The sequence below is a fragment of the Arthrobacter sp. Y3223164 genome (genome assembly GCF_059091005.1).
Genome location: NZ_JBNHGF010000923.1, coordinates 1 through 360 on the forward strand (window position 1 = coordinate 1; position 360 = coordinate 360).

Genomic DNA, 360 nt, shown 5'->3' on the forward strand with positions numbered 1-360 from the left:
GGCGCGCGGCCTCGCGGGAGGCTTCCCGGTCCAGGGTGGCGATTTCGGGCCGCATCGGCATGCCGACCCAGCGGGCGCCGGGCAGTTTCGTGTCTTTGAACGCGACCGCGACCCGGCTGGTCAGCCGTGCCCCGACCCGGTTCGCCAGCCCCGGCCGGGCGTTGGCCTCATGGATCACGATCGGGACCCGGCGCAGCCTGGCTGCGATGTAGACCGGGGTGCACACGTACCCGCCGACGCCCACCACGACGTCGGCCTTCGCGCCGTCGATGATGCCCGCGGCCTGGCGCACGGCCGCGGCGAACTTGAACGGCAGCTTCAGCAGGTCGAGGGAGGGGCGGCGCGGCAGCGGAACCCGCC

1 protein-coding gene is annotated in these 360 nt (G+C 74.2%); it reads right to left on the minus strand.

Annotated features, from left to right (window positions below; genetic code table 11):
- On the minus strand, window positions 1-360 hold a 360-nt coding region (locus AC5RUJ_RS18740; RefSeq protein WP_494156573.1), incomplete at both ends, for a glycosyltransferase.